Here is a 24,755-nt window from a genome sequence, read left to right as displayed (position 1 = left end):
CGGACGGGCACGGAGATGACTGAACGATGGACGATATTGCCGGCCGCATCCTGCGGCCCGAAACCATTCCCGAGCGCACGCCGGTTCCGGCCTTCGACCTGGTGATCTTCGGCGCGGGTGGCGATCTCGCCATGCGCAAGCTCTTTCCGGCGCTCGCCCAGCGCAGCCGCGAAGGCGTTCTGCCGGGCGAGAGCCGCATCCTCTGCATCGTCCGCAAGCAGGAGGATGTCGAAGGGCTCCCGAAGCAGATCGCCAAGCGGCTGAAGGAGGAAGGGCTCTCCCCGGATCATATCCACGCCTTCCAGCAGCGCCTCACCATCGTTCTGCTCGATGCGGTGAAGCCGGAGACCTACAAGGCGCTCAAGAAGGCGCTCGGCGACGATGGTCGCGTGCGCTCCTTCTACCTCTCGACGCCGCCCGACCTCTTCATCCCGATCTGCGAGAACCTCGCCGCCGCCGACATCCTGACGCCGACCTCGCGCGTCATCCTCGAGAAGCCGCTGGGGCGCGATCTCGCCTCCGCGCGCGAGATCAACGACGCCGTCGCGCGCATCCTGCCGGAGTACCGCACCTACCGGATCGACCATTATCTCGGCAAGGAAACCGTCCAGAACCTGCTGGTGCTGCGCTTCGCCAACACGCTCTTCGAGCGCTCCTGGACCGGCCGCGACATCGACCATGTCCAGATCACGGTCGCGGAGACGGTCGGCCTGGAGGCCCGCGCCGGCTATTACGACAAGGCCGGGCAGATGCGCGACATGGTGCAGAATCATCTCATGCAGCTGCTCACTCTCTTCGCCATCGAGCCGCCCAACCTGCTCGAGGCCGGCGCCGTGCGCGACGAGAAGATCAAGGTTCTGAAGGCGCTGCGGCCGATCGTCGGGCCCGATGTCGAGCGCTACACGGTGCGCGGCCAGTACGGGACCGGCCAGATCGACGGCCAGCGTGTGCGCGGCTATGCCGACGAACTCGGCCATCTCAGCAACACCGAGACCTTCGTCTCGATCCGCTGCGAACTCGACAACTGGCGCTGGGCCGGCGTGCCGATCTATCTGCGCACGGGCAAGCGCATGGCGCAGCGCTATTCGGAGATCGTCGTCACCTTCAAGCCGGTGCCGCATTCGATCTTCGGCGGCGGCTCCTGCGACAAGCTCTATGCCAACCGCCTGCTGATCCGCCTGCAGCCCAATGACGGCGTCCAGCTCCAGCTGATGATGAAGGTGCCGGGCTCGGGCCGGCTCAAGATCGTGCCGCGCCAGCTCAACCTGCGCTATTCCACCGCCTTCGACGAGCGCACGCCCGACGCCTATGAGCGGCTGCTGACGGACGTCATCCGCGGCGACCAGACGCTGTTCATGCATCGCGACGAGGTCGAGCAGGCCTGGCGCTGGGTCGATCCGATCATCGCCGGCTGGCAGGAATACGCCCCCCATCCGCATCGCTATGCCGCCGGCTCCTGGGGGCCCTCGCAGGCGATCGGCCTGATCGAGCGCGAGGGACGCTCCTGGGCCGATCCGGACTTCGAGTGATGCGGCCGCAAGGTCCTCTCGCCTGGCACCGCTTCGCGACCCTGGCCGACGCCTCGGAGGCGCTGGCCGAGGCCGTCGCCATCCGCCTGCGCGCGCTGCTGGCGGGGCAGGGCAGGGCTTCGCTCGCGGTGCCCGGCGGCACGACGCCGGCCCGCTTCCTCGCTGCGCTCGGCTCCCGCGAGATGGCCTGGGAGAAGGTCACGCTGCTGCCGACCGACGAGCGTTTCGTCGCCGCCGCCGACGCAGCCTCGAACGAGCGCATGATCCGCGCGCAATTCGCGCCGCTGTGCGAGGGGCGGGTCCGGTTCCTGTCCTTCCATGGCCATGGCAGCGATATCGAGGCGGCCGCTGCTGCGCTGGCCTCCGAACTCGCGAGCCTGCCGCCGCTGGATCTCGTCGTCAGCGGCATGGGCACCGACGGCCACATCGCCTCGCTGTTCCCCGGCGAGGAGGCACGCTTTGGCGCGCGGCCCGACAGCGGCATCTGCATCGCCACGCCGCCCGGCCTGCCGCCGCGACTCTCCTTGTCGCCCGCGCGCTTGGCGGGCGCGGGTTGGGCGAGCCTGCTGGTCGCGGGCGCGCAGAAGGAGGCCGTGCTGAAGGCGGCCTTAGGCCGTTCCGTGCCGCTGCCCGTCGACCTCCTCCTCGACCGGCCGCAGGGCCTCGACGTCTACTGGGCGAAGGAGTAGACCGCCCGCACCCGTTCAAACGATTGAAAGACGCCGACCATGGACGAGACCGCTGCGATTGCCCGCCTCGAAGCCTGTGGCGTGATTCCGGTCGTGGTGATCGAAGACGCCTCGCGCGCCATCGACCTGGCGCACGCCCTCGTCGCCGGCGGCATCGACGTCGTCGAGGTCACGCTGCGCCGCCCGGCCGGGCTGGCGGCGCTGGAAGCCATCGCCAGATCGGTGCCGGACGCGCTGCCGGTCGCCGGCACGGTCGTCACGCCGGCGCAGGTCCGGCAGGTCAAGGATGCCGGCGCCAAAGCCGTCGTCAGCCCCGGCTTTTCTGAAGCCGTCGACGAGGCGCTGAAGGCGGCCGGGCTGCCCTGGCTGCCGGGCGTCGCCACCGCGTCGGACTGCATGCGCGCGGTCGCCGCCGGCCGCACCGTCGCGAAGTTCTTCCCGGCCGAGACGGCGGGTGGGCCCCCCGCGCTCAAGGCGCTCTCGGGCCCGTTCCCGCAGATGCGCTTCTGCCCGACCGGCGGCGTCGGCCTGAACAACCTCGCCAGCTATCTCGCCTTGCCGCAGGTCATCTGCGTCGGCGGCTCCTGGCTGGTGCCGGCGGACGCCATCGCATCCGGCGACTGGACGCGCGTGACGCAACTGGCGAAAGAGGCCAGCGAGGCGTTCAGGGCGCTGAGGGGCTGACCGCCGGCGTCATTCTCGGGCGAAGCGAAGCGCAGACCCGAGAAGCTCTTCCAGAATGGAGCGCCGGCACGGCGGCCTCGTCGGCCTGAGATGCTCGGGTCTTCGCCCGAGCATGACGGGCGTCAGGCCCGCAGCCGCTCCACCACCATCTCCGCGATCGCCAGCGAACTCGTCAGGCCGGGGCTTTCGATGCCCAAAAGGTTGACCAGCCCGTCCACACCATGGACGGCCGGCCCGTCGATGCGGAAATCGGGCATCGGCTGGGTCGAATCATGCAGCTTCGGGCGGATGCCGGCATAGTCGGCGACGAGCGCGCCGTCGGGCAGGGCCGGCCAATAGGTCCGGATTGCGGCGTAGAACTTCTCGGCCCGCTGCGGATCGACGACGAGGTCCTGATCGTGCTGGACCCATTCGACATCCGGCCCGAACTTGACCCGCCCGCCCATGTCGATCGTGGCGTGGATCCCTAAGCCCGCCGCCTCGGGTACCGGGTAGACCAGATGCGAGAAGGGCTGCTTGCCCAGCAGCGCGAAGTAATTGCCCTTGGCGTAGTGCTGCACCGGCACATGCTCGGGCGGGAAGCCCTCCAGCCGCCCCAACAGCTTCGGCGCGCCATGGCCGGCCGAATTCACGATCGTCCTGACGGTATAGGTCGCGGGCTCATCGCCGCCGAAATCGACGCTGAAGCCGTCCGCCTCGCGACGCCATCCGGCGATCGGCGTGTTGAGCGCCAGCGAGCCACCCGCCGCCTCGCATTCGCCGAGCAGCGACAGCATGAAGGCATGGCTGTCGACCACGCCGGTCTCCGGCGAGAGCAGCGCGATCTCGCAGCGCACCTCCGGTTCCCTCGCCTTGGCCTCCGCGGCGTCGAGCCAGCGCAGGCTGTCGACGCCGGAGGCCTGGGCGCGGGCCATGATCGTCTCCAGCGCCGGCTTCTGCGCGGCGCTGGTGGCGACGATCAGCTTGCCGCAGGCCTTGTGGGGCAGGCCGCGCTCACCGAGATAGGCATAGAGCCGCTTGCGCCCCTCGACGCAGACCTTCGCCTTCAGCGAGCCCGGCGGATAATAGATTCCCGCATGGATGACCTCGCTGTTGCGCGCCGAGGTCTGCGTGCCGATGCCCTCGGCCGCTTCCGCGATGACGACCTCGCGCCCGGCGAGTGCCAGGGCGCGGGCCGTCGCGAGGCCGACGACGCCGGCCCCGATCACCAGACAGTCGATGTCGTGCATGAGGCGGGAACCCTTCAGGCCTTGGCCGGCATCGCCGTTTCGACGAGATTTGCCCAATAGGTCACGCCGACCGGGATGACCTCGTCGTTAAACTCATAGGCCGGGTGATGCAGGCCCGCCGAGTCGCCATTGCCGATGTTGATGAAGGCGCCGGGGCGCTCCTCGAGCATGTAGGAGAAATCCTCCGAGCCCATCGTCGGCGGCACTGTCGTGTCGACCTTGCCCTCGCCGAAGGCGGCCTCGATCGTGCCGACCACGAACTCGGCCTGCTCCGCATGGTTGAAGGTCACGGGGTAGCCGTGGAGATAGTCGCAGACGACGCTCATCCCGAAGGCGCTCATGATACCGGCGGTGACCTCCTTGATGCGCTTCTCGGCGAGCTCGCGCATCTGCGGCGTCAGCGTCCGCACCGAGCCCTTGAGCTCGACGGTTTGCGGGATGACGTTGAAGGCCTCGCCCGCATTCATCGCGGTCACCGAGACGACGATGGAGTCGAGCGGGTCGGCATTGCGCGACGAAATCGTCTGCAGCGCCGTCACCAACTGGCAGGCGGCGACGATCGGGTCGTTGACCCGGTGGGGGGCCGCGGCATGCCCGCCCTTGCCCTCGATCTTGATGTGGATGCGATCGGCGGCGGCCATGGTCGGGCCCTTGCGCACGTCGAACTGGCCGATGGGCAGGCCCGGCTTGTTGTGCATGCCATAGACCTCCTGGATGCCGAAGCGGGTCATCAGCCCGTCCTCGATCATCGCCTTGGCGCCGGCGCCGCCTTCTTCGGCCGGCTGGAAGATGACCACCGCCGTCCCGTCGAAATCGCGGGTCTCGGCGAGATACTTGGCGGCACCCAGCAGCATGGCGGTGTGGCCGTCATGGCCGCAGGCGTGCATCTTGCCCGGCACGGTCGAGCGATGCTCGAGATTGGTCTCCTCGTGGATCGGCAGCGCGTCCATGTCGGCCCGCATCGCGATCACCTTGCCGGAGCCTTGGTTGCGGCCCTTGATGACGCCGACGACGCCGGTCTTGCCGATGCCGGCCACGACCTCGTCCACGCCCCATTCCGTCAGCTTCTGCGCGACGACGCCGGCCGTGCGATGCACGTCGTACATCAGCTCGGGGTGGCGGTGCAGGTCGCGGCGGATGGCGGTGAGTTCGGGGTGAAGGGCGGCAATGAGTTCGGCTTTGGGCATCGTGACCTCGAAAAGGACGAAACCGATCCGCCGGCGGCGGATCGCGGGATCGGCAGGGTTCTACGGCGCTGATCAGGCGTCGGCGGGAACGTAGCGGCGCGACAATTCGTTGCGGTCGTCATAGGACGCCTCGAAGATCGCCGCCGCCAGCGTCGCGCGCACATGCAGCGTGTCGGTGCCGATGTTCTTGAAGCCGTGGCGGGCGCCCGCCGGCACCAGAACGGACTGGTTGGCGGTGACGACCATGGTCTTGTCGCGCAGATAGATCTCGGCCGTGCCGCCCATCACCTCGAGCACCTCCTCGACCGCGTGCAGATGCATCGGCGCGCCCAGGCCAGGCTCGCAGAACTGCTCGAAAATGCAGAGCTGCTTGCTCTCGACCAGGGCGGAAACCCGCATTTCGGTCATGACGCCGTCGCGCCATTTGTCCTGCGGCTGCGTTTTATGGTCGAGGATCGTCATGGGTCATGCCTCCGCTTCCGTCCGCGCCCGCCGCTGCGGCCCCCCGCCTCATCGGTCGGGCGCGACACCTCTTTCCACAAGCCCGAACGCGCGGCAGCGTCAAGCGCGGGCGCTGCGACCCCGCCGCGCGCTAACCGCACTGCGCTCCTCTTCTCCCTCCCCACCGCAAGCGGGGGGAGGGGACATCAAACCCCGAACTGCGTCCGCCAGGCGGCGATGTCGTCGAGCGCGACATTCGAGCCGCAGAGCACGAGCCCGACGCGCTCGCCCGGCTTGAACATCTCCTTGCGCGCCAGCGCGGCAGCCACGACGCAGGAGGCCGCCGGCTCCAGCAGCACGCGCCCGTTCTGCAGCACCCAGGTGATCTCCCGCACGGCCTCGGCGTCGGGCACGATCACGATGTCCTCGAGGAACTGGCGCGCGGCGGCCATCGTCCGCTCCGTCGCGAAGGGGGCTCCCAGCGTGCGCGCGATCGAGGTCGGGCGGATCGGCACCGGCTTGCCTGCTTCCAGCGCCTGCGTCATCGCGGTCGCGCCCTCGGTTTCGACGCCATGGATGCGCAGGGCCGGGTCGAGCCCCTTCATCGCCGCGCCGACGCCGGCCGCGAAGCCACCGCCGCCGATCGAGATGAAGACATGGTCGAGCCGCCCGCCGGCATCGTTGTTCATCTCCAGCCCGAGCGAGCCATGGCCGGCGATGATCGCCGGATCGTCATAGGAATGGACGTTGGTCATGCCCTGGGCGGCATAATCCTCGGCCTTTGCGAAGGCTTCGATCGAATCCGCGCAGAGCTCGATCTCGGCCCCGAGACCGCGCGCCATCTCGACATTGAAGGCGGCCGCGTTCTGCGGCATCAGCACCAGCGCGCGGCAGCCCATCGTCTTGGCGACCAGCGCCACCGCGATGGCGTGATTGCCACCCGAGACGGTGACGACGCCGCGCGCGCGCTCGGCCTCGCTCAGCCCCATCAGCTTGTTGAAGCAGCCGCGCACCTTGAAGGAGCCGCCAAGCTGCAGGCTCTCGACCTTGACGACGGTCTCGACGCCCAGCCGCGCCGAAAGCCCGGCGCTGTAGAAGGTCGGCGTGCGCCGGATCTTGCCGGCGATGCGCGCGGCGGCGGCCTGGATGTCTGCCAGAGTGACGTCGAAATGCATGCGGAGCCTCTCATGTCCCACTGCCGTTATAGGGGTGCGCGGCGATGGACGGAAACGGATCGTTGGCAGCGGCCCGCGGGAGGCTTAGGACATATATCAGGCTCGGCCTACCGGCGGGCTCGGCACGAAACCTGCCTCGCGCCGCATTTTGGAGAGACGCCGCGTGACGATGACCCCGAAGGAGATGCTGGCCCGGCTGGTTTCGTTCAACACCGAATCCCAGCGCAGCAATCTCGAGTTGATCCATTTCTGCCGCGATTATCTCGCAGGTCTCGGCGTCGAGAGCCGGCTGGCGCCGAGCGCAGACGGGCAGAAGGCCAACCTCTACGCCACGATCGGACCGAAGGTGGAGGGCGGCGTCGTCCTCTCCGGCCACACCGACGTCGTGCCCGTCGCAGGGCAGGACTGGACTTCCGATCCCTGGACGCTGACCGAGCGGGACGGCAAGCTCTTCGGCCGCGGCACCTGCGACATGAAGGGCTTCGACGCCATCGCACTGGCGCTGGTGCCGGAGATGCTGGCGGCGCCGCTGAAGCGGCCGGTCCACATCGCGCTCTCCTATGACGAGGAGGTCGGCTGCCAGGGCGCCCGCGTGCTGATCGAGGCGATGGCGAAGGATGGAATGAAGCCCGCCGCGGTCATCGTCGGCGAGCCCTCGATGATGCAGGTCGTCACCGGCCACAAGGGTGGCATGCGGATGAGGACGACGGTGCGCGGCCACGCCGTCCATTCCAGCCGCGTCGATGTCGGCGTGCCCGCCGTCATGATCGCCGGGCGCCTGATCGACTGGCACAATCAGGTCATGGCCGAGAACAAGGCCCGCACTGCGCCGGGCAACGGTTTCGAGCCGCCCTACACCACGCTCCATGTCGGCGTCGTGCAGGGCGGTACGGCGGTCAACATCACCGCTGAGCACTGCATGTTCACCCATGAGGTCCGCTGCATCCCCGGAGAGAGCTTCGAGAGCTACGAGCAGCGCTACCGCGCCGAGGTTGTCGCGCTGGAGGCGCAGATGCAGGCGATCGCGCCCGAGACCGGCATCGACTTCGTCGTCACCTCCGACACCCCCGCTATGGGCCCCGAGGAGAACGGTGCGGCCGAGGAACTCTGCCGCCGCCTGACCGGCGACAATGGCCGCCATGTCGTCGCCTATGGCACGGAGGGCGGCCTGTTCCAGCGCGCCGGCTGGTCGACCGTGGTCTGCGGCCCTGGCGACATCGCCCAGGCCCATCAGCCCGACGAGTTCATCACGGTGGCGCAGCTCGATGCCGGCACGCAGTTCGTGCGCAAGCTGATCGCCGAGCTTTCGCGCTGAGGGGGCCAGCTCCGGCCCCCCGCGGCGACGCGCGCGGGGGGAGCGCCCTTTGCCAATCTCAACGGAGTTTTTAGAGAGTCGTGCCACTGCTCTCCACCATCGGGGAGGGGTTGCGGCATGGCGGGAGACGGGTGGAGAGCGTCGCGGACGCTGTGGGCTCTCATTGGCGCGATCTCGCTGATCAGCTTGGCGATCTGGTCTGCGACCGGCGTGGGCCTGAAGGCGGGCGACCTGCTCGTCATCCTCGGCGTGGTCGCGAGCCTTCTGGCGATCTCAGCCTTCTATTCGCAGCGCCGTCCCGACGAGCGCCTCGCCCGCTTGACCCGCGCGATGGCCGAACTGCTGCTCCTGATCTTCATGGTCGGCTCGCTGTCCTACAGCGGTACGTCCCTGGCCATGCCCCTGCGCGACGAATGGTTCCAGGCGATGGACGTGGCCCTGGGCTTCGACTGGCGCTTCTGGCTGTCCGTGCTCGACGCCAATCCGGCCATTCACGAGGTTCTGGTCCTCGCCTACCACTCGATGCTGCCGCAGACGGCGCTCCTGCCGATCGTCCTCGCGGCGATCGGAGCCCACCGTCATCTCGACCGCTTCCTGCTGAGCTATGCGCTCGCGGCGATCGTGACCGTCGCCATCGCGACGCTGCTGCCCGCGCTGAGTCCGGTGGTCCATCTCGGCATCACGCCGGCGGACCACCCCAACATCGTCCTGGCCGTCCCGCTCGAGTTCGCCCAGCATGCCCAGGCCCTGCGCGAGGGCAGCATGAAACTCGTCGATCTCGACGGTGCCCAGGGATTGGTGACCTTCCCGAGCTTCCATACCGTGTCGGCCGTCCTCCTGATGCTAGGCTTCTGGGGAGCGCCCTACTGGCGCTGGTTCGGGGTCGGGCTCAACGCATTGATGCTGGTGGCCATTCCGATCGAGGGAAGCCACTACCTCGTCGACGTCATCGCGGGGGCCGCACTGGCTGTCGCGGCGTGGGGGGCGGCGAAGTGGCTCCTGGCACGGGAACGCCAGCGGGCGGCCTCGGCCTACCCGGCAATAGCACCCGTCGCAGCGGTCTGATCCAGCGTCCTGGCCGACTGCTGAGCACGCCTTAGGCAATTGCTCGGAAATGCCATGCGTCGGGGGCGCATCTCCCCCGTGACTCGCGCACGAGCTGCCCCTAACATCACTCCCTTGGGGCACCCGACGGTGCCTGCTTGGGGAGGTGTTTTTCGATGAAAGCGCGTGTCTTCGGCCTTACGGCCGCTTTACTCGGGGTTTCGCTGCTGGCGCTGGGCGCCGCCGAGGCCCGACCGCTGAAATGGGCCGCCGCGGGCGATGCCCTGACGATTGACCCCCATGGGCAGAACGAGGGGCCCACCACCTCGCTCAACCAGCACATCTATGAAAGCCTGACCGAGCGCGACCACACCGGCAAGCTGCTTCCGCTGCTGGCCTCGTCCTGGCGGGTCCTTCCTGACGACCCGACGACCTGGGAGTTCAAGCTGGTATCGGGCGTCAAGTTCCATGATGGAGCGTCCTTCACGGCCGACGACGTGGTGTTCTCCTATGAGCGCGCCATGCAACCGACCTCGGACTTCAAAGGCTATCTCACCTCGGTCGAGAAGGTCAGCAAGGTCGACGACCTGACGGTGCGCATCAAGACCAAGGGGCCGAACCCGCTGCTGGTCAACAACACCTCCTCGATCCGCATCATGAGCAAGGCCTGGGCGGAAAAGAACAACGCCACCAAGGCGCAGGACTTCAAGAACAAGGAAGAGAATTTCGCCGTTCGCAACGCCAACGGCACCGGCCCCTTCGTGCTCGTCTCGCGCGAGGCCGACGTGAAGACGGTGATGAAGCGCAACGACGCCTACTGGAACAAGGCCAAGGTCCCGCTCGAGATCACCGAGCTGACGCTGGTGCCGATCAAGCAGGACGCCACCCGCGTCGCGGCGCTGCTCTCGGGCGAGGTCGACTTCGTCCAGGACGTGCCGGTGCAGGACATCGCCCGCCTCAAGAGCCAGCCGAACCTGCGGGTGAACTCCGGTGCCGAGAACCGCACCATCTTCTTCGGCATGGACGTCGCCTCTGCCGACCTGAAGGGCGACGACGTGCAGGGCAAGAACCCCTTCGCCGACAAGAAGGTGCGCCAGGCCCTCAACATGGCGATCAACCGGCCGGCGATCCAGCGCGTCGTCATGCGCGGCGAGTCGGTGCCGACCGGCGTCATCATGCCGCCCTTCGTCAATGGCTGGACCAAGGAACTGGACAGTTTTCCAGCGGTCGACAACGCCAAGGCCAAGGCGCTTCTGGCGGAAGCCGGCTATCCCAACGGCTTCTCCGTGACGCTGCACTGCCTCAATGACCGCTACGTCAACGACGAGGGCATCTGCCAAGCGGCGGTCGGCATGTTCGCGCAGATCGGCGTCAAGGTGAACCTGGTCTCGCAGTCGAAGTCGATCCACTTCAACCTGATCCAGAAGAACCCGCCGGAGACCGAGTTCTACCTCCTCGGCTGGGGCGTCCCGACCTATGATTCCGACTACATCTTCTCCTACATGTACCATTCGCGCACCGGCTCGCAGGGCTCCTGGAACGCCACCGGCTTCAAGAACGCCGAGATCGACACGATGATCGAGTCGCTGTCGAAGGAGGTCGATCTGCCCAAACGCGACGCCACCATCGCCAAGCTCTGGGCCCGGCTCAAGGACGAGACGATCTATCTGCCGATCCACAACCAGTCGCTCAGCTACGCGATGAAGACCTCGCTCGATATCCCGGTCGACGTCGGCAACAACCCGAAGCTGAAGATGGTGAGCTTCAAGGGCTCGTAGTCCGCGCGGATGGGCAGATGAACCTCTGCCGTCATCCCGGACAAGCGGCGCAGCCGCGCCGATCCGGGATCCATCATAGAGCGCGGTTCCCTATGATGGATCCCGGAACGCCGCTTTGCGGCGTCCGGGATGACGGCGAGGATGTTTTTGGCGTGACCGTCCCTGGGATTTGAACCGCAATGCTCGCCTACATCCTGCGCTCGCTGATGCAGGGCATCGTCGTGATGCTGGCGGTCGCCTTCATCGCCTTCTCGATGTTCCGCTTCGTCGGCGATCCCGTGGTCAACATGCTCGGCCAGGAGGCGACGCTGCAGGATCGCGCCGAGCTGACCGAGCGTCTCGGCCTCAACGATCCCGTGCCGCTGCAGTTCGCCCGCTTCGTCGCGGATGCGGCGCAGGGCGATTTTGGCATCTCCTACCGCCAGGGGCGCAAGGTCTCCTCGCTGATCCTGGAACGGTTGCCGGCGACGGTGGAACTCGCCGTTCTCTCGGCGATCTTCGCCTTCGTCACAGGCATCGCGTTCGGGGTCTATGCCGCCATCCGGCGCGATGGCTGGATCGCCAATCTGGTGATGGCGCTCTCGCTGATCGGCGTCAGCCTGCCGACCTTCCTGATCGGCATCGGGCTGATCTACATCTTTGCCGTCGAGTTGCGCTGGTTGCCTTCCTTCGGTCGCGGCGACACGGTCGCGATCGGCTGGTGGACCACCGGGCTGCTCACCACGAGCGGCCTCAAATCGCTGATCATGCCGGTGCTGACTCTGGGCTTCCTGCAACTCACCTTGATCATGCGCCTCGTCCGCTCCGAGATGCTCGAGGTGATGCGGGCCGATTTCATCCGCTTCGCCCGTGCCCGGGGCATCCCCGAGCGCCGCATCGAGTTCCGCCACGCGCTGCGCAATACGCTGATCCCGGTCATCACCATCGCGGGCGTCCAGCTCGGCGGCGTGATCGCCTTCGCCATCGTCACAGAGACGGTGTTCCAGTGGCCGGGGCTGGGCGCCCTCTTCGTCAACGCAGTGCAGTTCGTCGATGTGCCGGTGATGTCGGCCTATCTCCTGTTCGTGGCCTTCGTCTTCGTGCTGACCTCGCTGATCGTCGACCTTGTCTATGTCGCGCTCGACCCGCGCCTGCGCAGCGGCAACCCGGCCATGGCGAAGTGAGGGGGCGATGAGCACAACCCTTGTCATTTCGGGGCGGCCCGCAGGGCCCAATCCGGAACCCACGACCGGCCGAGCCCTGTCGGATCAACCGTCCCTGACCAAGGCTCGTGGCGAAGCGGCTCACCCGGTCGTGGGTTCCGGGTTCTTCGCTGCGCGAAGCCCCGGAAAGACAGAGGGCGCACCGTGACGACGCTTCATCCGCCAAAGCCCCGCACTCCCGGCCGCCTCGCCCGGATCTGGGATTCCGACATCGCCTTCTCCTTCCGCTCCTCGCCGGTGACGGTTGCGGCGACATTGCTGGCGCTGCTGCTCGTGCTGGCGGCGGTGGCGGCGCCGCTGATCGCGCCCTACGACCCTTTCGACCCCGCCTCCCTCGACCTGTCGGACGGGTTCTCGCGGCCGATGGTGCCCAACGAGATCACCGGCAAGGTCTTCTGGCTAGGCTCGGACTCGCAGGGGCGGGATATCTTCTCGGCCATTCTCTACGGCTCGCGCGTCTCGCTTTTGGTCGGCGCGGCCTCCGTGCTGTTCTCGCTCGTGATCGGCGTGGGCTTGGGTCTCGTCGCCGGCTATGTCGGCGGGCGCACCGAAGCGCTGATCATGCGCGTCGCCGACGTGCAACTCTCCTTCCCCGCGATCCTGGTTGCGCTGCTGGTCTTCGGCGTCGCCCGCGGGCTGATCCCCCCGGCGCTGCAGGAGCAGATGACGCTGCTCGTCCTCGTCGTCGCCATCGGCCTGTCGAACTGGGCGCAATATGCCCGCACCGTGCGCGGCTCGACGCTCGTCGAGAAGAACAAGGTCTATGTCGACGCCGCCCGGCTGATCGGCCTCAAGGCCTGGCCGGTGATGCTCAAGCACGTTCTGCCCAATGTCGCCGGGCCCGTGCTGGTCATCGCGACGATCAACCTGGCGCTCGCCGTCATCGAGGAGGCGACGCTCTCCTTCCTCGGTGTCGGCATGCCGCCGACCCAGCCCTCGCTCGGCACGCTGATCCGCTTCGGCCAGCAGTACCTCTTCTCGGGCGAGTGGTGGATCCTGCTGTTTCCCTCGCTCGTGCTGGTCCTGCTGGCTCTGTCGATCAACCTGTTCGGCGACTGGCTGCGCGATGCGCTCAACCCCAAGCTGAGATGAGCGCGATGCCGCCTGAAAACGCCGCCCCCATCCTCTCCGTCCGCGACCTCACGGTCGAGTTCGTCACCCGTCGCGGCACGCTGCGCGCGCTCGACCGCATCTCGTTCGACGTCGCGCGCGGCGAGGTGCTCGGCGTGGTCGGCGAATCCGGCGCCGGCAAGTCGGTCACCGGCTCGGCCATCATCGGCCTGATCGACCCGCCCGGCCGCATCGCCGGCGGCGAGGTCCGGCTGGCGGGCGAGCGCATCGACAATCTGCCACCCGAGGCGATGCGCAAGGTCCGCGGCAAGCGCATCGGCATGATCTTTCAGGATCCGCTGACCAGCCTGAACCCGCTCTACCGGATCAGCGAGCAACTGATCGAGACGATCCGCGTCCACACCGATCTCGATGCCGGCCAGGCCCGGGCTCGCGCCATCGCGCTGCTCGACGAAGTCGGCATTCCCGCGCCTGAAAAGCGGATCGACAGCTATCCGCACGAATTCTCCGGCGGCATGCGCCAGCGCGTCGTGATCGCGCTGGCGCTCTGCGCCGAGCCGGAGTTCATCATCGCCGATGAGCCGACCACCGCACTCGACGTCTCGGTCCAGGCCCAGATCATCGCGTTGATCAAGGCGCTCTGCCGCGAGCGCGGCACCTCCGTCATGCTCGTCACCCACGACATGGGCGTCATCGCCGAGACGGCCGACCGGGTCGCGGTGATGTATGCCGGGCGCGTCGCCGAGATCGGCCCCGTCCGCGACGTGGTGAAGCAGCCGCTCCATCCTTATGCGAAGGGCCTGATGGGGGCGATTCCCTCGCTCGAGGGCGAGACCACCCGCCTCGTCCAGATTCCGGGCTCGATGCCGCGGCTCTCCGCCATCCCCCAAGGATGCGCCTTCAACCCGCGTTGCGCCCAGGCCTTCGATCGCTGCCGGACCGAGCGTCCGGAGCCGATCGCGGTCGGCAGCCGCCAGGTCGCCTGCCATCTCTACGACACGCAAGCCGGAAGCGAGGTCGCCGCATGACTGCCGGTCCCGCTCCGCTGGTCGAAGTCCGCGACCTCAAGCGCGTCTTTGATGTCTCCAAGCCCTGGCTCAACCGTGTCATCGAGCGCGCGCCACGCCAGTTCCTGAAGGCCGTCGACGGCGTCTCCTTCGAGATCCGCAAGGGCGAGACCTTCGCGCTGGTCGGCGAATCCGGTTCGGGCAAATCGACCGTGGCGCGCATGGTGGTCGGCCTGCTGCCACCCTCCGACGGCACGGTCACCATCGACGGCGTCTCGATGCACGATGCGGCGGCGGCCGATGAGCGCCAGCGCCTGCGCCGGCGCATCCAGATGATCTTCCAGGACCCCTACGCTTCGCTCAATCCGCGCTGGCGCGTCGGGCGCATCATCGCGGAGCCGATCCGCGCCTTCAGCCTGATCGACGGCGAGGCGGCGATCACCGAGCGCGTCGGCGACCTCCTGATGCTCGTCGGCCTGCACCCCGACGACCGAACGAAGTTCCCCCATGAGTTCTCGGGCGGCCAGCGCCAGCGCATCGCGATCGCCCGGGCGCTCGCCTCCGATGCCGAGTTCATCGTCTGCGACGAACCCACATCGGCGCTCGATGTCTCGGTTCAGGCCCAGATCCTCAACCTGATGCGCGACCTGCAGGAGCGGCTGGGGCTGACCTACCTCTTCATCTCGCACAACCTCGCCGTCGTCCGGCACATGGCGAGCCGCATCGGCGTGATGTATCTCGGCCGCCTCGTTGAAATCTCCGAGGGCAAGAGCCTGTTCTCGGCCCCGCGCCACCCCTATACGCGCATGCTGCTCGATGCGGTTCCCGACGTCGCGATGGTCGGCAAGGCGCGCGAGGCGGTGAAGGGTGAGATTCCGAACCCGATCAGCCCGCCCTCCGGCTGCACCTTCCACCCCCGCTGCCCGCTGGTCTTCGACCGCTGCAGGCTCGAGAGCCCGCCGGTGATCGATGGCGTCGCCTGCCACGCGGTGCAGGCCGGGCGCGTCGCCGCGGCCTGATCGTCCCGGGCCTCAGGCGGGGGTACCTCCGGCCTTGGGACGCGTCGTGCTCGGGGATTTCAGCAGCGGCGCGACGGGCCGGTCGGTGCGGTACTGGCCGCGCGCGATGGCGCCGAACAGCAGCACGACCGAGGTCAGCGTCATCAGCCACCAGGGCTGCAGGGTCGCGAAGCCGAGCGCGGAGAGCGCGAAGGCGGTGGTGAAGGCCGCGACGCCGCCGGCCGCCAGCGCGCCCGGCATCCGCCCGGCCGCCCGGACGGCGATGTAGAGGCAGAAGGCGGCCGCGGCCGCGCCGACCAGGCCGAGTTCGTACCAGGTTTCGAACAGCAGCGTCGTCGGCGTCGAGGTCGGCAGGGCGCCGATCAGCCGGCCGCGCAGTACGGTGTCGAGGCCATGACCGGTCACGAGCTGGATCGGCGCGCTGCTGATCACGTCGGCCCAGACCGCCAGCGACGGGGCGAGCGTGCTGTCGGGCAGCCGCGAGACAATCGGGATCATCAGGAAGGGCAGGATCGGCGCCAGCAGGATCAGGCCGGCCATCGCGGCAGCGACCATGGCCGCCGCCCGCTCGCGGTTGGCGCTGACGGCACCAAACGCGACCGCGCCACAGATCATGGCCACGGCCTCGCCATCCTCGAAACGCGTCAGCGACAGCAGGCCGACGATCAGCGCCAGCGCGAGCGCGCTCAGGCCCCGCTCGCGCGAGAGCAACCAGGCGAGCGCCGGCCAGGCCATGATCAGGATGACGCTGATTCCGCGCTCGACCCCGGCATCGGTGTCCTGGTGACGCAGCGCCGTCGCCACGATCAGCGCCAGCGCGAAGGCGGCGGCGGTGCCGGCTCCGAGCGGCGCGAGGTTGAGGTTCGAGGCCCGCATCCGCTCCGGCAGCGCGGCATTGCCGAGGAAGCCGAGCGCGACGGCCAGAACGATGTTGCCGGCCTTCTCCGTCGCCGAACTCGTATAGGGGCTCCAGACCAGCGAGAGCAGGGCCCAGGCGACGAGGCCGATCAGGATCAGCCCGGGCAGGCTGAAGATGCTGCGCTTGAGCCGCGAGACGAAGTCGCGCGGGTCCTCGATCAGCATGGCGATGACCAGCAGGACGACGCCGATCGGCGCCAGCACCACCGCGGCGCGACGCGAGACGAGGGACGCGATCGGCAGCAGCAGCGCCAGCGTGCCGAACGCGATGCGGCGCAGCAGCAGTGCGGCATCGGCGGCGGGATCGAGCGGGTGCTGGGCGTGATGACGGGGCATGGATCGCGAACCGGGGTCTGGCCTCCGCCGGAAAACGCGCCGGAGGATGCTGGTTTCAACCGTAGCTGGCCCCGCGAGGCGCGACTGTAGGGACAGCGCAACACTGTCCCCGCATTTCGCGGTTGCAGCGCGCGCCGCGCTGCGACGAAAGCCCTCTGGTCGCCTCTCGCTTTTCATGGGATGAGGTCTCGATGCTCATGGCCGTCATTCCCTATTCGTCGGGCTTCCCCATCGACCGGTTCATGGCCGATACGGCGTCGCGGCTGAAGGCGCAGGGTCTCCGGCTCGGCGGGGTCGTCCAGCACAATGACGGCGCCTGCGAAAGCGGCTGCTTCTCGATGGCGCTGGAGGACCTTGCGACCGGCGTGCGCTTCCCGATCAGCGAGAACCGCGGTGCCGGCGCCACCGGCTGCCGTCTCGACGCGACCGGCCTCGCGGCGGCGGGCGGCGCGCTCGGCGCGGCGCTGGCGGGCGAAACCGATCTCGTCATCGTCAACAAGTTCGGCCGGCAGGAGGTGCTGGGCCAGGGGCTTCGGCAGGAGATCGCCGCGGCGCTGCTTGCAGGCCTGCCCGTCCTGATCGCGGTCCGGCAGGACGTGCTGCCCGCCTTCCGCGATTTCGCGGGGGAGGACTGGACGGAACTGCCGGCGCAGGCCGAGGCCATCGAGACCTGGGCGCTGCATCTCGCGCGGCAGGCCGCCTGACCGGGAGACCGCCATGGCGCAGGATATGAGCTTCCTCGACGATTATCTCGTCCGGCCCGATCCGCAGGCGGCCCGCCTCGGCGCGACCGTGTCGGGCATCGACCAGACCGGCGCGACCGTCGAGACCCGCGTCGTCACCGAGCGGGCGCTGACGCTCTATCTGAACGCGCAGGAGATCGTCACGATGATGACGATCGGCGACCATCCCGACGCGTTGGCGCTGGGCTATCTCCTCAACCAGAACATGCTCAGGCGCGGCGATGTGGTGGACGCAGTCGACTATGACGAGGAGCTCGAGGTCGTCGTCGTCCGCACGCCGGAGCGCACCAATTTCGAGGAGAAGCTGAAGAAGAAGACGCTGACCTCCGGCTGCGCCCAGGGCACCGCTTTTGGGGACCTGATGGAGGCGATCGACGAGATCGAACTGCCCAAGGCGGAGCTGCGCACGAGCTGGCTCTATGCGCTGACGAAGAAGATCAACACCACGCCCTCGCTCTATCTCGAGGCCGGCGCCATCCATGGCTGCGTGCTCTGCGAGGCTGACAGGCCGCTGGTCTATATGGAGGATGTCGGCCGCCACAACGCCGTCGACAAGGTCGCCGGCTGGATGTTCCGCCACGACGTCGATCCCGCCCGGATGATCTTCTACACCACCGGCCGCCTGACCTCCGAGATGGTGATCAAGACGGTGCGCATGGGCATCCCCGTGCTGGTCTCCCGCTCCGGCTTCACCGAATGGGGCGTCGAACTCGCGCGCAAGGCCGGGTTGACCCTGATCGGCCGGGCGCGCGGAAAGCGCTTCGTGGCGCTGGCGGGTGAGCAGAACATCGTCTTCGATCAGGACCCCGACACGGTCGAGGAGGAGGGCGGCCGGAGCCGGCGCAAGGGGGCGGGAGGCGATGATTGAGCGGCCTTGCGCCCCGAGCGGATTGGCCGTGTCCCACGCATTTGCTTGATCCCGGCGAGCAGGCAATCTGGTGGGGTCGGCCTGATCCTTGGCGCTATGCCATCCGCGTATCATGGTGGAAGTTCACGTTAGGATTCGTCATCGCGGTCACGATCGCATTTGCAGTTGGCCAAGCCCTGAAGTTTGACACCACCTACGATGTGCTGCTGCTGATAGCCCTGCTCGTGGTCGGTGTGGTTTCGATCAGCCTGCCTTTTCGACGATATGCAGAGGCCAAGAACGTTATTTATCTGCTGACAGACAAACGAGCCGTCGTCGTCAAGAAATATGCCGAAATGAGCACCCGTCTCGAACGCATTACCCTGATCGAGTGGCATGAGGTGGGTCGAAATCTCGGCGATGTGCTATTCATCGATCACGAATTCACCACGGAAAATGGAGACCGTCGCACCGTCCGCGACGGCTTTGTAGGCATCGCCAACTCAAAAGAGATCGCCCAGGAAATGCGTCGCTTACAGGGAGTTGCCTCGTGACCCCTCCCACCCTCGGCCTCCTCCTCGCCGGCGGTCTCGCCCGGCGCATGGGCGGCGGTGACAAGCCGCTGCGGACCATCGCGGGCCGCAGCATCCTCGCCCATGTCATCGAGCGCCTGACGCCCCAATGCGACGGGCTCGTCGTCAACGCCAATGGCGACCCCGCCCGCTTCGCGGATTACGGCCTGCCGGTGGTCGCCGACAGCGTGCCGGATTTTGCCGGGCCGCTCGCCGGCATCCTCGCCGGGCTCGATTGGATGGCGGAAAACCGACCGGGCGCCGAATGGCTCGTCAGCGTCGCCGCCGACACGCCCTTCATCCCGCGTGATCTCTTCGCCCGTCTGCACGAGGCGCGGGAGGCGCAGAACGTCCCGCTCGCCTGCGCGGCCTCGGGCGGCTGGACCCACCCCGTCATCGGCCTCTGGCCGGTCTCACTGCGCGCCGATCTGCGCCACGCGCTGACGGTCGAGGACGAGCGCAAGATCGACCGCTGGACCGCCCGCCATGGCTGCGCGAGCGCCGAGTGGCCGGTGGCGCCGGTCGATCCCTTCTTCAACGCCAACCGGCCCGAGGATCTGGACGAGGCCGAGCGGCTTTTCGCCACTTTGCCGCCGGCTTGAACCCCCCGCCGTCCTTCGCTATCTGTCCAGACAAGAGCCGCTTATCGCTGCCGAGCTCCGGGGGAAGATCATGAAGTCGTTCGTCGCCGCCATCGCCGTCTCCGCCATCCTCGCCTTCGGCTCCAGCCTCGTGCTGAACGACTATTTCCAGAAGCCGGTCGACGTCGCCTTCTCGACGGGCGGCGTCAGGCTCTGAGCGTCTGGTTCGGTCAATCTCGGAACCAGCCCGTCATCCTGGACAAGCCGCGCCGCGGCGCAGATCCGGGATCCATCATAGGGCGATGTCGTTCCCTATGACGGATCCCGGGACGACCTTCGGTCGCCCAGGATGACGGAGAGCCCGTCTTGACCGGCGGGTGCCTCACTCGATGACGATACGCGGTGCGGCCCGGGCCGCCCCTCCCGCCATCGACGCCATCACCTGCCTTGCAATGCCGAGATAGGCCTTCGCATGGGCCGAGTCCGGGTCGCTCGCGACGATCGGCCGGCCTGAATCGGACGTCTCGCGGATCGGCATGGCCAGCGGCACCTCGCCGAGGAAGGGCACGCCGAGGCGCTCCGCCTCATGCCGCGCCCCGCCATGGGCGAAGATGTCCGAGCGCGTGCCGCATTCCGGGCAGATGAAATAGCTCATATTCTCGACAATGCCGAGGATCGGCACCTCGACCTTCTTGAACATCGCGACGCCGCGGCGTGCATCGAGCAGCGCCAGATCCTGCGGCGTCGAGACGATCACGGCGCCGGCCAGCGGCGTCTGCTGCGCCATGGTGAGTTGCGCGTCGCCGGTGCCGGGCGGCATGTCGACGACGAGCACGTCGAGTTCACCCCAGGCGACCTCACGGAGCATCTGGGTGATCGCCGAGATCACCATCGGCCCGCGCCATATCATCGGCGTTTCCTCGTCGATCAGGAAGCCGATCGACATGATCTTCAGCCCATAGGCCTCCATCGGTGCCAGCGTGCGGCCGGAAACCAGTCGCGGCTTGCCGGTGATGCCGAAGATCTTGGGCACCGAGGGGCCGTAGATGTCGGCATCGAGCACGCCGACCTTCAGGCCGAGAACGCTGAGTGCCACGGCGAGATTGGCGGTGGTGGTCGATTTGCCGACGCCGCCCTTGCCCGAGGCGACCGCGATGATCTGCTTGACGCCGGGCACGCCGGCCGCCTTCGGCGTCGGGCCGCCGGGAGTGGGACGCTGAGCCTGCTGGCGCGCCTGCGCGGCGGCTGAGGAGGGCGCCTTGTCGGCGGTCAACCCGACCAGCACCTGGCTGACGCCGGGCAGGCCCGATACGGCGCTTTCGGCCGCATTGCGGACCGGCTCCATGGCGGTGGCTTCGGTGGCGTCGATGCCGATGGCGAAGATCACCTTGCCGCCGTCGATCAGGATGTCGGCGACGCGGCCAGACGCGGACAGCGACTGGCCACTGGCCGGCAGCTTCACCAGTTCGAGCGCGCGCAGGATGTCGGCTTGGGTGAGGGCCAAGGGCTGAACTCCTATCGGCGCGGCTCAGGCCGGCGCCTTGCGGATGTGGAAGACGAGCAGATCGCCGTCGCTGCGGCTCTCCTCGATCGCATCCCCGGTTTCGCGCATCAGGTTGGGAATGTCGATGGCCGCCATTGGATCGGTGCATTCGACCAGCAACAGCGTGCCGGACGCAGCCCCCTTCAGCGCCTTGCGGACCCGTAGCGCCGGCAGGGGGCATTTCAGGCCGCGGAGATTGAGAGGCGTGGCGGTCATGGCGGGAACCGGTTGCAGGGGCGCGGGCTTCATAGGATGGCCGGTCGCACCGGGGCAACTGGCCGCTTTGTCACGGCGCCGGGGAGGCGGCATGATGGAACGATGCGATCTGTCCTTAAGCCTCTCGTCCTTCTGCTCTGCCTCACCCACCCCGCCGCCGGCCAGGAACTGCGCGGCCATGGCGGGCCGGTGCGCGCCATCGCGGTCGCGCCCGACGGTGCGAGCGCCATGACCGGCTCCTTCGACCAGTCGGCCATCCTCTGGAGCCTGTCGGGCGGCACGGCGGAGGCCGTGCTGCGCTTCCATGAGGGCGCGGTCAACGCGGTCGCGGCCGTGCCGGGCCTCGGCTTCGCCACCGGTGCCGAGGATGGGCGCATCGCGCTCTGGCGCGGGGCGGCGGCCGCGCCGGCCGAAATCATCGAGGGCCATAAGGGGCCCGTGGCCGCGCTGGCGGTCTCCGCCGATGGGCGCCGCATCGCCTCCGCCTCCTGGGACGGGACGGCGCGGGTCACGACGCGCGAGGGCGGCGCAGCGGTCGCCTTCGAGGGGCACCAGGGGCCGGTCAACGGCGTCGCCTTCCTGCCCGGCGGCGGTCTCGTCACCGCCAGCTACGATGCGACGCTGCGGATCTGGCCGAGCGATACCGGCGCGCCCCGGATCGTGACGCTGCCGGCGCCGCTCAACGGGGTCGTCGTGGCTGCCGATGGCGAGATCGCCGTCGCCGCGGCCGACGGGCGGCTGCGTCTCTTCGGGCCGGAGGGGGAGGCGCGCGGGGAGGTGGCCGTCGGCGAGACGCCGCTGATCGCACTGGCGCTCTCGGCCGACGGCACGACGGTAGCCGCCGGGGGCCTGCGCGGCCAGGTCGCGCTGATCGACCGCAAGGCGCGCTCCGTGCGCGCGACGCTCGTCGGGCCGGGCCTGCCGGTCTGGTCGCTCGCCTTCCTGCCGGATGGCCGGCAGATCCTGTCGGGCGGCGCCGACCGTCTCGTGCGCCGCTGGAATGCCGTCACCGGCGAGCATATCGGCACGGTGGTGCCGCGCGCTGGGGCCGATGTGCTCGCCGCCTTCAACGGCGAGCGCGGCGCCCAGGTCTTCCGCGCCTGTGCCGCCTGCCACACCCTGACGCCGTCGGACGGCAACCGCGCCGGGCCGACGCTGCACGGCATCTTCGGCCGCCGCATCGCCAGCGCGCCGGGCTACGCTTATTCCGAGGCCTTCAAGGCGATGGACATCGTCTGGACCAAGGAGACGGTGGCGAAGCTCTTCGAGATCGGACCCAACACCTACACGCCCGGCACCAAGATGCCGGAGCAGATGATCGGTTCGGCCGAAGACCGGCAGGCGCTGGTCGACTGGCTGGAGAAGGTGACGAGATAGGCGTCGAACCACACCCCGTCGCACCCGGGACGTCATCCCGGACAAGCTGCGAAGCAGCGCAGCTCCGGGATCCATCATAGGGCAGGACGGCGCTCTAGGATGGATCCCGGATCTCCGCTTCGCTGCGTCCGGGATGACGGCGCAGTGGTGGCGAACGCGCCCCCCTTTACTGCAGCGGATCTTCCCCGCGCTCGGCCCGCTCGCGCAGATAATCCTCCGTCGTGCGCACCGGCGGGCGCTGCGGCGACAGATGCGGGTCGAAACTCTCGTTGACGACGACCTCGACGCGGCAATCCTCGCACATCCTCAGAACCGAGATGCGTTTGGCCGCGTCGCCCGAGAACATCCAGTGCTTGTTCTCGAGCTTGGCGGTGATCTTCTCGATCGTGCTGCGCACGCCGAAAGGCTTGGCGCAGGCGATGCAGTGGAACGGCTCCTCCTGCTTGATCACGCGCTTGCCGCCCTTCCAGGCGTCGAAATCGATGCGCGGCTCCAGCGTGATGACCTTCTCCGGGCAGGTCGCGGCGCACAGCCCGCATTGCACGCAGAGATCCTCCTGGAAGGCGAGCGTCGGCCGCTCGGGATCATCGGACAGCGCCTGCACCGGGCAGGCCGAGACGCAGGCCAGGCAGAGCGTGCAGCCATCGGTGTCGACATGCACGGTGCCGAAGGGCGCGCGCGGCGGCAGGGCCACCGTGGCCACCGGCATCGGCGCCGCGGCATGCAGCTCGCCGATCGTCTGGCGCAGCAGCGGCCGGCCCTCGCCCATCGGGCGGAAGCGCGCCGGCTTCGGCGAGACCGTGCCCGGCACGAGCCGCGACAGCGCCGCCGCCAACTGCTCGGGGTCGTCGGTCTCGATCAGCCCGGCGCTGCCGGCGCCATAGCCCAGCGCCGAAGCGAGCGTCTCGGCATAGGCGAGGTTGCGCTGCAAGCCGGAAAGATCGTGCTTCGGGCGGGCGCGGCTCAGCACCTGAACCGAGGCCGCGCCGAAGGCGAGCGCCGCCGCGAAGGCATCGAGCCCGATCTGGGTGATCTCGTTGACGCGCACCGGCAGCACGCGGGCCGGCAGCCCCTCGCCGAAGCGGGCAAGCGCATCGATCAGCGGCTCGCCATGCGCCTCGTCATGCAGCAGCACGACCGGCTCGCGCCCGCCGGCCTCGGCATAGGTCGAAAGCAGCGTCCGCAGCCGGCGCAGCAGCGCATCAGCCGGCGGCAGCGCATAGGTCACCGCCCCGGTCGGGCAGACCGCCGCGCAGGCGCCGCAGCCGGCGCAGATCTCGGCCGAGATCGCGACATGGTCGCCATTGGGCGTGATCGCCCCGGTCGGGCAGAGCTCGAGGCAGCGCGTGCAGCCGGTCTTCTTGGAGCGCGAATGGGCGCAGAGATCCTCGTTCAGCCGGACATAGGTCGGCTTGTCGAACTCCCCGACGAGATGGCCGGCTTCCGCGATCAGCTTTTCGATCGCGGCGGGGCTCGCCGGATCGGCGCGCAGATAGCCCGCCCGCAACTCGCCGGCGGGAAACAAAGGCGTGCCGCCCGAGACGTCGATGACGAGGTCGCAATGCGAGGTGGCGCCGTTGCGCGGTTCGCCGAAGACGAGCCGGGCGCGGGAGGAGGGGGCCGGCGCGGCATAATCGTCGATACGCAACTCGAAGGCGCCGAGCCAGCCGGTGGCGGCAACAATGGTGCCCTTCAGCACCGGCGTCTCGACCACGCGCTGCGGCGTGATCTCGCTCGGCCGGCTGATCAGGATGGTGACGTCGAGATGCTCGGAGAGCCGCTGCCCGACGGACAGCGCCGTCTCGTCGCGACCATAGACCAGGGCGACGCCCTTGCTCGTCAGCGTCGTGAAGGAGATCGGCGGCATCGGCTCGGCGGCGGCCGCCAGCAGCGCGGCCATCTTCGGTCCCGCCGCCTTGGCCTCGCGCGCCCAGCCGCCCGTCTCGCGGATGTTGGCGAAGACCAGGTCGCCGGCATAGTCGAGATCGGCCGCGATCTCCTCGAACAGCGGCGCCTCCTGCGTGCAGGCGACGGTGACGGCGGCGCTCTCGCCGAGCGCGCGGGTGAACAGCTCGGTCTGGGTCCGGCAGAGATGGCGCGCGGTGCGGATATCGGCGCCCTTGCAGCCGCGGGCGAGCGCTGTTGCGTCGAGCGGCATCGTGTCCTCGCACGAGCACACCATCAGCGTCCGGGTGGTGTCTTGCATGGCAGGCTTCATCCTCGGGCCGGCGGCGTTGTGTCGCCTCTCTTGC

The 24,755-nt window shown here is 68.5% G+C and carries 24 protein-coding genes; 16 read left to right on the top strand and 8 right to left on the bottom strand.

Annotated elements, in window-relative coordinates:
* The first annotated feature begins 26 nt into the window (after positions 1-26).
* Genes zwf through eda form a run of 3 tightly spaced genes read left to right on the top strand, consistent with a single transcriptional unit; the run spans position 27 to position 2,902 of the window.
* Positions 27-1,529 carry a glucose-6-phosphate dehydrogenase gene (gene zwf / locus SJY11_RS21245; RefSeq protein ID WP_376988720.1) on the top strand — a complete coding sequence of 501 codons (1,503 nt, stop codon included), beginning with the start codon at positions 27-29 and terminating at the stop codon, positions 1,527-1,529.
* The gene (locus tag SJY11_RS21240; RefSeq protein ID WP_376988719.1) at positions 1,529-2,218 is read left to right on the top strand and encodes a 6-phosphogluconolactonase; all 690 of its coding nucleotides are present in this window, start codon (positions 1,529-1,531) and stop codon (positions 2,216-2,218) included. Before zwf ends, SJY11_RS21240 begins: the two co-directional genes overlap by 1 nt.
* A 39-nt stretch (positions 2,219-2,257) precedes the next feature.
* Positions 2,258-2,902 (top strand): bifunctional 4-hydroxy-2-oxoglutarate aldolase/2-dehydro-3-deoxy-phosphogluconate aldolase, encoded by a 645-nt coding sequence (eda, locus tag SJY11_RS21235; RefSeq protein ID WP_376988718.1) that lies wholly within the window; start codon positions 2,258-2,260, stop codon positions 2,900-2,902.
* 122 nt (positions 2,903-3,024) lie between these two features.
* On the opposite strand, the gene SJY11_RS21230 is transcribed toward eda, so the two are convergent.
* From SJY11_RS21230 to SJY11_RS21215, 4 genes are all read right to left on the bottom strand, one after another.
* Entirely contained in the window at positions 3,025-4,131 is a 1,107-nt protein-coding gene (locus SJY11_RS21230; protein WP_376988717.1) for an NAD(P)/FAD-dependent oxidoreductase, read from the bottom strand.
* 14 nt (positions 4,132-4,145) lie between these two features.
* Entirely contained in the window at positions 4,146-5,318 is a 1,173-nt protein-coding gene (locus tag SJY11_RS21225) for a M20 aminoacylase family protein (RefSeq protein ID WP_376988716.1), read from the bottom strand.
* A 72-nt stretch (positions 5,319-5,390) separates the two neighbouring features.
* Positions 5,391-5,780, bottom strand: a complete 390-nt coding sequence (locus SJY11_RS21220) for a cupin domain-containing protein (RefSeq protein WP_376988715.1) — start codon at positions 5,778-5,780, stop codon at positions 5,391-5,393.
* Positions 5,781-5,965: 185 nt separating this feature from the next.
* Positions 5,966-6,934, bottom strand: coding sequence for a threonine ammonia-lyase (locus tag SJY11_RS21215; protein ID WP_376988714.1), 969 nt, complete (start codon positions 6,932-6,934; stop codon positions 5,966-5,968).
* A 169-nt stretch (positions 6,935-7,103) separates the two neighbouring features.
* Between SJY11_RS21215 and argE the strand changes: the two genes are divergently transcribed.
* The 7 genes from argE to SJY11_RS21180 all read left to right on the top strand — a co-directional run bounded on the left by argE (position 7,104) and on the right by SJY11_RS21180 (position 15,370).
* The gene (gene argE / locus SJY11_RS21210) at positions 7,104-8,249 is read left to right on the top strand and encodes an acetylornithine deacetylase (RefSeq protein WP_376989386.1); all 1,146 of its coding nucleotides are present in this window, start codon (positions 7,104-7,106) and stop codon (positions 8,247-8,249) included.
* A gap of 186 nt (positions 8,250-8,435) precedes the next feature.
* Complete coding sequence (locus tag SJY11_RS21205) at positions 8,436-9,314, top strand: phosphatase PAP2 family protein (RefSeq protein ID WP_376988713.1); 879 nt, start codon at positions 8,436-8,438, stop codon at positions 9,312-9,314.
* Between the two features lie 155 nt (positions 9,315-9,469).
* Complete coding sequence (locus SJY11_RS21200) at positions 9,470-11,071, top strand: ABC transporter substrate-binding protein (RefSeq protein WP_376988712.1); 1,602 nt, start codon at positions 9,470-9,472, stop codon at positions 11,069-11,071.
* A gap of 179 nt (positions 11,072-11,250) precedes the next feature.
* Entirely contained in the window at positions 11,251-12,234 is a 984-nt protein-coding gene (locus SJY11_RS21195) for an ABC transporter permease (protein WP_326908041.1), read from the top strand.
* 183 nt (positions 12,235-12,417) lie between these two features.
* Positions 12,418-13,365 (top strand): ABC transporter permease, encoded by a 948-nt coding sequence (locus SJY11_RS21190; RefSeq protein ID WP_376988711.1) that lies wholly within the window; start codon positions 12,418-12,420, stop codon positions 13,363-13,365.
* Positions 13,366-13,370: 5 nt separating this feature from the next.
* Positions 13,371-14,372, top strand: coding sequence for an ABC transporter ATP-binding protein (locus SJY11_RS21185; protein WP_376988710.1), 1,002 nt, complete (start codon positions 13,371-13,373; stop codon positions 14,370-14,372).
* Positions 14,369-15,370 (top strand): ABC transporter ATP-binding protein, encoded by a 1,002-nt coding sequence (locus SJY11_RS21180; protein ID WP_376988709.1) that lies wholly within the window; start codon positions 14,369-14,371, stop codon positions 15,368-15,370. Before SJY11_RS21185 ends, SJY11_RS21180 begins: the two co-directional genes overlap by 4 nt.
* Positions 15,371-15,382: 12 nt before the next feature.
* Here the strand turns inward: SJY11_RS21180 and SJY11_RS21175 are convergent, their stop codons facing one another.
* On the bottom strand, positions 15,383-16,624 hold the full coding sequence (locus tag SJY11_RS21175) for a peptide ABC transporter permease (RefSeq protein WP_376988708.1): 1,242 nt from the start codon (positions 16,622-16,624) through the stop codon (positions 15,383-15,385).
* 191 nt (positions 16,625-16,815) lie between these two features.
* On the opposite strand from SJY11_RS21175, the gene SJY11_RS21170 reads away from it, so the two are divergent.
* The 5 genes from SJY11_RS21170 (at position 16,816) to SJY11_RS21150 (ending at position 19,584) form a co-directional block, all read left to right on the top strand.
* Complete coding sequence (locus tag SJY11_RS21170; protein WP_376988707.1) at positions 16,816-17,328, top strand: DUF2478 domain-containing protein; 513 nt, start codon at positions 16,816-16,818, stop codon at positions 17,326-17,328.
* A gap of 13 nt (positions 17,329-17,341) precedes the next feature.
* Complete coding sequence (locus tag SJY11_RS21165; protein ID WP_376988706.1) at positions 17,342-18,235, top strand: formate dehydrogenase accessory sulfurtransferase FdhD; 894 nt, start codon at positions 17,342-17,344, stop codon at positions 18,233-18,235.
* Positions 18,232-18,768, top strand: coding sequence for a hypothetical protein (locus SJY11_RS21160; protein WP_376988705.1), 537 nt, complete (start codon positions 18,232-18,234; stop codon positions 18,766-18,768). The genes SJY11_RS21165 and SJY11_RS21160 overlap by 4 nt, the downstream gene beginning before the upstream one ends.
* A complete protein-coding gene (gene mobA / locus SJY11_RS21155; RefSeq protein WP_376988704.1) occupies positions 18,765-19,388 on the top strand; it encodes a molybdenum cofactor guanylyltransferase MobA in 624 nt (207 codons plus the stop codon). The genes SJY11_RS21160 and mobA overlap by 4 nt, the downstream gene beginning before the upstream one ends.
* Before the next feature lie 70 nt (positions 19,389-19,458).
* Positions 19,459-19,584, top strand: a complete 126-nt coding sequence (locus tag SJY11_RS21150; RefSeq protein WP_376988703.1) for a hypothetical protein — start codon at positions 19,459-19,461, stop codon at positions 19,582-19,584.
* Positions 19,585-19,749: 165 nt separating this feature from the next.
* On the opposite strand, the gene SJY11_RS21145 is transcribed toward SJY11_RS21150, so the two are convergent.
* Both SJY11_RS21145 and SJY11_RS21140 read right to left on the bottom strand, forming a co-directional pair.
* The gene (locus SJY11_RS21145) at positions 19,750-20,871 is read right to left on the bottom strand and encodes an Mrp/NBP35 family ATP-binding protein (protein WP_376988702.1); all 1,122 of its coding nucleotides are present in this window, start codon (positions 20,869-20,871) and stop codon (positions 19,750-19,752) included.
* A 24-nt stretch (positions 20,872-20,895) separates the two neighbouring features.
* On the bottom strand, positions 20,896-21,126 hold the full coding sequence (locus SJY11_RS21140; RefSeq protein WP_376988701.1) for a sulfurtransferase TusA family protein: 231 nt from the start codon (positions 21,124-21,126) through the stop codon (positions 20,896-20,898).
* 102 nt (positions 21,127-21,228) lie between these two features.
* Between SJY11_RS21140 and SJY11_RS21135 the strand changes: the two genes are divergently transcribed.
* Positions 21,229-22,503 carry a c-type cytochrome gene (locus SJY11_RS21135; RefSeq protein ID WP_376988700.1) on the top strand — a complete coding sequence of 425 codons (1,275 nt, stop codon included), beginning with the start codon at positions 21,229-21,231 and terminating at the stop codon, positions 22,501-22,503.
* 166 nt (positions 22,504-22,669) lie between these two features.
* On the opposite strand, the gene SJY11_RS21130 is transcribed toward SJY11_RS21135, so the two are convergent.
* Positions 22,670-24,709 (bottom strand): 4Fe-4S binding protein, encoded by a 2,040-nt coding sequence (locus SJY11_RS21130; RefSeq protein WP_376988699.1) that lies wholly within the window; start codon positions 24,707-24,709, stop codon positions 22,670-22,672.
* Positions 24,710-24,755: the final 46 nt, after the last annotated feature.

The organism is Allobosea sp. R86505 (assembly GCF_042466375.1).
In the GTDB taxonomy this organism is placed as follows: Bacteria; Pseudomonadota; Alphaproteobacteria; order Rhizobiales; family Beijerinckiaceae; genus Allobosea.
Note: the sequence above shows the minus strand (reverse complement) of the source record. Positions and strands in the feature narration are given on the sequence as shown.